The 6,544-nt window shown below is 65.9% G+C and carries 9 protein-coding genes; 4 read left to right on the forward strand and 5 right to left on the reverse strand.

Going from position 1 to position 6,544, the window contains the following annotated elements; genetic code table 11:
* The first annotated feature begins 62 nt into the window (after window positions 1-62).
* Window positions 63-509 carry an SRPBCC family protein gene (locus QZW52_RS09040; RefSeq protein ID WP_293997590.1) on the forward strand — a complete coding sequence of 149 codons (447 nt, stop codon included), beginning with the start codon at window positions 63-65 and terminating at the stop codon, window positions 507-509.
* 9 nt (window positions 510-518) lie between these two features.
* Here the strand turns inward: QZW52_RS09040 and QZW52_RS09045 are convergent, their stop codons facing one another.
* Complete coding sequence (locus tag QZW52_RS09045) at window positions 519-1,382, reverse strand: J domain-containing protein (RefSeq protein ID WP_293997593.1); 864 nt, start codon at window positions 1,380-1,382, stop codon at window positions 519-521.
* 79 nt (window positions 1,383-1,461) lie between these two features.
* Window positions 1,462-3,039: an ATP-binding protein gene (locus QZW52_RS09050; RefSeq protein WP_293997595.1), complete on the reverse strand. Its 1,578-nt coding sequence runs from the start codon at window positions 3,037-3,039 to the stop codon at window positions 1,462-1,464.
* A 98-nt stretch (window positions 3,040-3,137) separates the two neighbouring features.
* On the opposite strand from QZW52_RS09050, the gene QZW52_RS09055 reads away from it, so the two are divergent.
* Window positions 3,138-3,422 (forward strand): type II toxin-antitoxin system prevent-host-death family antitoxin, encoded by a 285-nt coding sequence (locus tag QZW52_RS09055; RefSeq protein ID WP_293997597.1) that lies wholly within the window; start codon window positions 3,138-3,140, stop codon window positions 3,420-3,422.
* The gene (locus QZW52_RS09060) at window positions 3,423-3,890 is read left to right on the forward strand and encodes a type II toxin-antitoxin system VapC family toxin (protein WP_293997599.1); all 468 of its coding nucleotides are present in this window, start codon (window positions 3,423-3,425) and stop codon (window positions 3,888-3,890) included.
* A gap of 16 nt (window positions 3,891-3,906) precedes the next feature.
* Here the strand turns inward: QZW52_RS09060 and QZW52_RS09065 are convergent, their stop codons facing one another.
* Both QZW52_RS09065 and QZW52_RS09070 read right to left on the reverse strand, forming a co-directional pair.
* Window positions 3,907-4,440: a Uma2 family endonuclease gene (locus QZW52_RS09065; RefSeq protein WP_293997602.1), complete on the reverse strand. Its 534-nt coding sequence runs from the start codon at window positions 4,438-4,440 to the stop codon at window positions 3,907-3,909.
* Window positions 4,437-4,757 (reverse strand): DUF2442 domain-containing protein, encoded by a 321-nt coding sequence (locus QZW52_RS09070; RefSeq protein WP_293997604.1) that lies wholly within the window; start codon window positions 4,755-4,757, stop codon window positions 4,437-4,439. The genes QZW52_RS09065 and QZW52_RS09070 overlap by 4 nt, the downstream gene beginning before the upstream one ends.
* Window positions 4,758-4,895: 138 nt before the next feature.
* Here QZW52_RS09070 and QZW52_RS09075 point away from each other — a divergent pair, with 138 nt between their 5' ends.
* Window positions 4,896-5,546 carry an HNH endonuclease gene (locus tag QZW52_RS09075; protein ID WP_293997606.1) on the forward strand — a complete coding sequence of 217 codons (651 nt, stop codon included), beginning with the start codon at window positions 4,896-4,898 and terminating at the stop codon, window positions 5,544-5,546.
* A 9-nt stretch (window positions 5,547-5,555) separates the two neighbouring features.
* Here QZW52_RS09075 and QZW52_RS09080 read toward each other — a convergent pair.
* Window positions 5,556-6,544: solute carrier family 23 protein (locus QZW52_RS09080; RefSeq protein WP_293997608.1), on the reverse strand; the 989-nt coding region annotated here is incomplete at its 5' end.

Below are 6,544 nucleotides of genomic sequence, written 5' to 3' on the forward strand. Positions count from 1 at the left end.
AGCGGGCTGGACCGGGTCGGTCCAGTCTGGTCAACCCATGACAACCCATGAGGAGATCTGCCATGTCCCACACGATTCGACTCCACCGTGTCCTGCGCGCCCCGCCGGAGCGCGTCTACCGCGCCTTCCTCGACGCCGACGCCCTGGCCAAGTGGCTGCCCCCGAACGGCTTCACGGCCAAGGTTCACCACATGGATGCCCGTGTTGGCGGCAACTTCCGCATGTCGTTCACCAATTTCGGCACCGGCCACAGCCATGCATTCGGCGGTGAATACCTGGAGCTGACGCCGCACACGCGCATCCGCTACACGGACAAGTTCGATGATCCGAACCTGCCCGGTGTCATCACGGTGACGGTGGAGTTGAAACCCGTGCTCTGCGGCACCGAGCTGAACGTGGTGCAGGAGGGCATCCCGGAGGTCATCCCGCCCGAGATGTGCTACCTCGGCTGGCAGGAATCGCTGGTGACGCTGGCGATGCTGGTCGAGCCGGAGATTCCTGCGGGCTGAATCCGCCGCTCAGCCGCATTCCGCCGCGAGCCGGCGCACCACGAGCTGGCGCAGCTCCGCATCGTCCTCGAACTTCAGATCGTGCATGCCCAGCCGCAGCATCCCGCCTGCGCGCAGCAAGGCGCGCTGCACCACCCCGCCACACAGTCCCACCAGCTCGGTGATGGCCTCCCGGTCGGGCGGCGCATCGGTGGCTTGTTCGATCTGGCTGTACAGCGCCCGCTTGCGCACGCTGGCGACGGTGCGCGGGTAGCGTTGCGCGACCTTCTCGCGCACGCTGTCGGCCGTGACGCTGCGGCCGAGGACCGACACGATCCGGCCGACAAAACGGGCCGCCTCGATCTCGCGGGCCAGGAGCAGTTGCTCTGCGTAGGGGTACAGGGCCTCGTCGGTGCCGAAATGGCGGCCCAGGAACTCGGTGCGCAGCCGGGTGGCGAGGGCTTCGGCGCCGGCGTAGTCCTGGTGGTGCAGCAGGTACAGGCGGAAATCGTCCGCGAGGTGGTGCGACAACCGTTCCAGCCGTGCGTGGTGGCGCCGGATCTCGGGGAAGAAGCCAGCAGCGATCTGCCAGCGTTCGGCCAGCGGGTCAGGTCCGTCGCCGTCGCTGTGGTCAAAGGCTGCGGGAGGGTGTTCGCCGCCCAGCGTGGCGTCGTGGGCGCGCCGGCGCACGGGGTCGGACAGCACGTCATGGGCGGCGTTGATGCGCTGGATCCGGTCGATCGCGTCGGGGGCCGGGTTGCGGTCGGGGTGGTACAGCGAGGCCATCGCCCGGTACGCTGCCTTGACGACCGCCGGCTCGGCGTGGCGGGCTAGCCCCAGGGTCTGGTAGTGGTCGGGCGCGGCAGGCGGCGCGGGTGGGGGCGGGTTGGACATGGGCCGGGCATGGTAACGAGTTGTCCAGCCGATTGGCTTTATCCCCGCTTGAGTGGGTGGGCGGGTGGGGGTGGTGCGGCTACACCGGTGGCAGGGTTTCAGTGTCGAAGCCGACGAGGTTGCGGGCGGTCCGGCCGAACTCCACGCCGATCAGGTGGACGGGTTCACCGCGAGCGCGGTACTTGTCGGCGTAGCCCAGTGCCTTGATCTGCCGGAGTGCCTCACCCTTGGCCACCTGTTCGACGACCTTGAACTCGAAGACGAAGACCTGGGCGGCGAACAGGACGGCCATGTCGATGCGGCCGTGGTTGGTCGTGTCCTCTACGCGGATGTCGAGGCCGAGGGCGGCGAAGTAGCTGTAGAAGACGCTGGCGTAATGGCCCTCGAAGCCGGCGAGCGGATTGTTGCGGTACCAGTCGTGCGGGATGCTGGCGAACAGCGCGCGGAACAGCGGCTCCAGCCCTGGCAGGTCAGTGCGCCTGAGCAGATCGATCAGGCGCAGCCGTGATGGAAACGACGACTGTTCCGGCACGCCATAGCCTTCGAGCAGGGCGGCGTTCAGGCTGGACTCGACCTCGCGGTTCGGGTAGCCGAGGGTGTAGACCCACTGACCGGTCAGGGGTTCGCGGACATCGTGGATGGTGAGGTAGCCGGTCTGGAACAGCAGGGCCTCCGGGGTGATCCTATCCACGTCGAAGCTTGACAGCAGGGTCATGCTGCTTTGCAGGCGCCGCAGGTCCGGGCTGAACCACTGCCGCTCGGCCAGGAGCTTGACGAGGAAGGTGGGGGTGCCGGTCTCGAACCACCAGGGGCGGAACTCGCGGTTCTGGAAGAGAAGGAGCAGGTCGAAGGGGTTGTAGACGGAGGTGCCGAGCCAGTTGTAGCCGTTGTACCAGCGGCGGATCTCGTCGCGGTCCAGCCCCGGCAGTTCGGGGGCGAAGACGGTGTCCACGTCCGAGTCGGTGTAGCCGCAAAGGGCGCTGAAGCGGCGGTCGAGGGTGATGTCCTGGAGGTGGTTGAGGCCGGAGAAGATGCTGACCTTGCTGAACTTGGACACGCCGGTGAGGAAGACGAACGCCAGATGTTCATCCGCCGCCTTGAGCACCCCGTAGAGGTTGCGCAGCCCATCGCGCATCGCGGTGGCGGTGTCGCGGTCGGTGAGGTGATCGAGGATGGGTTTGTCGTACTCATCGACTAGCACGACCACGCGCCGACCGTGCGTGACGTGCAGCAGGCGCAGCAACTCGCCGAATCGGCCACTGACGGTGCGGAACACGGGGTCCACGAGGATGCCGAAACGCTGCTGCTCGGTGTGCAGGAATTCGTCGATGCGCTGGTCGAGTTCGGCACGGTCTCGCAGTTGACTGTCGGCGAAGCTGATGCGGATGACGGGATGGGTTTGCGACCAGTCCCATCGCGTCTCGGCCGCGAGTCCGTCGAACAGCGTGAGGTTGCCCTCGAACAGCTCCTTGAAGGTGTCCACCAGCAGGCTCTTGCCGAAGCGGCGCGGGCGACTGAGGAAAAACGCCTTGCCTGCCGACTCGATCAGGTCGATGGCCATGCCGGACTTGTCCACGTAGTAACAGTCGCCTTCTCGGATTTCCCGCAGGGTCTGGAATCCGATGGGCAACTGGCGGCGGGCAAGTACGGGCGTCATGGTGTTCAGTGTAGGGGTTGAACTGCCGGTCCTGTGGTCTGTCACGTTGACGGCGAGGTGTCTATTCTGTACTGTTTGTACAGTTTCTGGAGCCCATGATGACGACACCCCCTTCACCCCTTCGCTACGGCCTCGAACAGGCCCGTGCCCAGTTGCCGCACATCGCGTCGGAGGCCCACGCCGGGTACGCCAGCGTCATCACGCGCCACGGCAAGCCGGTGGCGGTCGTCGTGCCGGTGGCGCAGTGGGAGCAGGCGCAGCCGCCATCACCGTCATCCGCCGGGCCTGGGTTGCTGGCGCTGCGGGGGTCCGGGCGCGGTCTGTGGGGGGCGGATGTGGCGGGTGCCGTGGCGGACCTGCGTGATGAATGGGAGCGGGGCTGAATGGCGCCGCGCAAACCGAAATCAGTGGCCCCGCCACCCGCACGCTGGGGCGGGCTGGCCGAGGGCGCCACGGTGCTGGTCGATACGGCGCCGTTCATCTACCTGCTGGAGGACCACCCGGTGTTCCTGCCGCGTTTTCTGGGGCTGTTCGAGGCGTCGGAGCGGGGCGAGGTCCGGCTGGCGCTGTCGGTGATCACGCTGGCGGAAATCCTGACCGGGCCACACAAGGCGGGTTTGCCGGACCTGGCCAAGCGGTATGAAACGGTGCTGGCGAGCCGCCATTCGGTGGTGCCGGTCACTGCGCCGATCGCGGGACTGGCCGCGCAACTGCGGGCGCGCTACCGGCTGAAGCTCCCGGATGCGCTGCAACTGGCGACGGCGCTCGACATCGGGGCGGCGGCGCTGGTGACGCATGACCGGGATTTTGCGGAGGTGCAGGGGATTCCGGTGTTGACGGGGGGCGAGTGAGCCGCCCCCTCAATCCTCAATCGAGGTCCGCGTACAGCCCCTCGTCCTCGATGCGCAGATCCACGCTCCCGAACGCCACCCCCTGTCCGGGATCAAAGGGATGCAGCACCCACAGCCCATCCGCTCCGCAGCGGTACACATCCGCCCGGCGCGTGTCGGGGTCGATCAGCGCGATCTCGCGCAGCGTCGGGATCTGGCGGTAGTGGGCGAACTTGGCGCCCCGGTCGTAGGCGGCGGTACCGATCGAGAGCACCTCCACCACCAGCGTCGGATCGCGCTTGATCAGCGGGCGCCCCCGGTCGGCCTCGCTGCAGGTGACGATCACGTCCGGGTAGAAGTAGCTGTTGGCGGTCTCGGCGTGCAGCTTCATGTCGCTCATGAAGGTGCGGCAGGGCGTGCCGCGCAGGTGCTGCTTCAGCGCCATCGCGACATTGAGCGCGATCGTCACATGCCGATCCGTGGCGCCGGCCATCGCCCACACCTCGCCGTCAATGAACTCGTGGCGCTCGGTCTGGGTGGCTTCCCAGGCGAGGTAATCGGCGGCGGTCATGGTTGGTTGCGGGGCAGGGTGCCTGCATCCCACTCCAGCTTTCCGAAGAGTTCAACGATGCGTTGCTGTTCTCTGCGGGCGATCAGAGGGAAGTCCGCCGGGCGGCGGATTGAGTCGATTGCAAGGTCAACATCCAGCGACGGCCAGTACAGATGGTTGGTGGTCGGATGCTCGACTGTGGTGATCTGCTCGATGGTGGCTTGCCTGAACCAGGGGAATTGCTCGAAAGGCAAGTGCAACTCTTCGTCGCCGACGAGCAACCAGAAGCCGTGCTTGGAAATGTGGGTGACTTCAGCCGTCGAGGTGGTAGGGGCCATGGTGTGACTCTAGCCGAATGTGCCTTAGCGGCCCCGCTATGCGGGGGTGCGGGGGCTTCCGGTTCTGACGAGCGGGTGAGCGCAAGCGGCGAAAATAGAAGCTGACGCAGACGTGAATGCAAAAACCTGGGGAAATCGATGAGCGATGGCTGGAGTAAAGAGGAGTTGCGTGCCTCAGTCGAGGTGTACCTCGACATGCTGGACAAGGAGCGCCACAACCGTGCGTTTGTCAAAAAGCACTGTTACGCCGCGCTGGCCGAGCAGTTCGGGCGAAGCGCCAAAGCCTTCGAGTACCGAATGCAGAACATCTCCCATGTCATGACACTGCTCGGGCGCGACTGGGTGACGGGGTTGAAACCCGCCAAAAATGTGGGCGCGAATGTCATTACCGACATTCAGGCCATCCTGGCTGAGCTGGAATCCGAAAAGGTGCTGCGCGAAGTGCCGTTGCAGCCGTATCGCGTTGAGCCGGTGGGCGAGGCACAACCAGAGACGTTTTTGACGGAGGTGCAGCGTTACGCCCGCATGGAAGCAGTGCGCGGGAACGTGTTGGCGTTAGCGGATGGGCGGTGCGAAGCCTGCGACAAACCAGCCCCTTTTAACGGGGCCGACGACCAGCCTTTTCTCGAAGTCCACCACGTCCGACCGTTGGCCCAGCAGGGATCGGACACCGTCGCCAATGCGGTGGCGTTGTGTCCGAACTGCCACCGTGCGGCGCATCACAGCAAGGATGCGCTGGCGCTGATTGAGCACCTGTATCAGCAGGTGCTGCGCTTGGTCAGGGAGTGATGACGGGAGTCAATGCCCCCCGCTGAACGACTTCGACGCCTCCACCGACTCCGCCGTCGAATCCCCCCGGCTGCCGTTGAAGTACAGGTTCAGCAGCACCGCCGCGATCGAGGTCAGCAGAATGCCCGACTCCAGCAGCGGGTGCAGGCCGTGCGCCATCTGCTGCGTCCAGCGCGGCGCCACCAGCGGCACCAGCCCGAAGCCGATCGCGATCGCCACGATGTAGAGGTTGTGCGCGTTGCCCTTGAAATCGACCCGCGACAGGATGCGGATGCCGGTGGCCGCGACCATGCCGAACATCACCAGCCCCGCGCCGCCGAGCACGAAGGTCGGCACCGATTCCACCAGCGCCGCCATCTTCGGCAGCAGCCCCAGCACGACCATGATCACGCCGCCCGCCACGCAGACCCAGCGGCTCTTCACGCCCGTCACGCCCACCAGCCCGACGTTCTGCGAGAAGCTGGTGTAGGGGAAGGTGTTGAAGATGCCGCCGATCAGCGTGCCCAGACCGTCGGTGCGCAGGCCGGCCGACAGCTCCGTCTGGCTGATCTTCTTGCCGGTGATGTCCCCGAGCGCCAGGAACATCCCCGTGCTTTCGATCATCACAACGATCATCACCAGCGTCATGGTCAGGATCGACAGCAAGTCAAACGTCGGCATGCCGAACGAGAACGGCAGAACCAGGTCGAACCAGTTCGCCTTGGCCACCTTGTCGAAGTTCATCTTGCCCATCAGCACCGCGACCACGCAGCCCGCGACGATGCCCAGCAGCACCGAGATGTTGGCAACGAACCCGCGGGCGAACTTCACCAGCCCGAGGATCACGGCCAGCACAAAGGCGGCCACGGCGAGGTTGTCCAGCGCGCCGTATTTCGGGTTGTCGGCCATCGGGATCGGGCCGAGCTTGATCGGGGCGGACGCGGCTTCGGCCGTCATCTTGGCCGCATCGACCATCGCGACCAGCTTCGGCACATCGACGCTCTGCGCCAGATTCGGCG

The organism is Sphaerotilus sp. (genome assembly GCF_013299175.1).
In the GTDB taxonomy this organism is placed as follows: Bacteria; Pseudomonadota; Gammaproteobacteria; order Burkholderiales; family Burkholderiaceae_C; genus Sphaerotilus.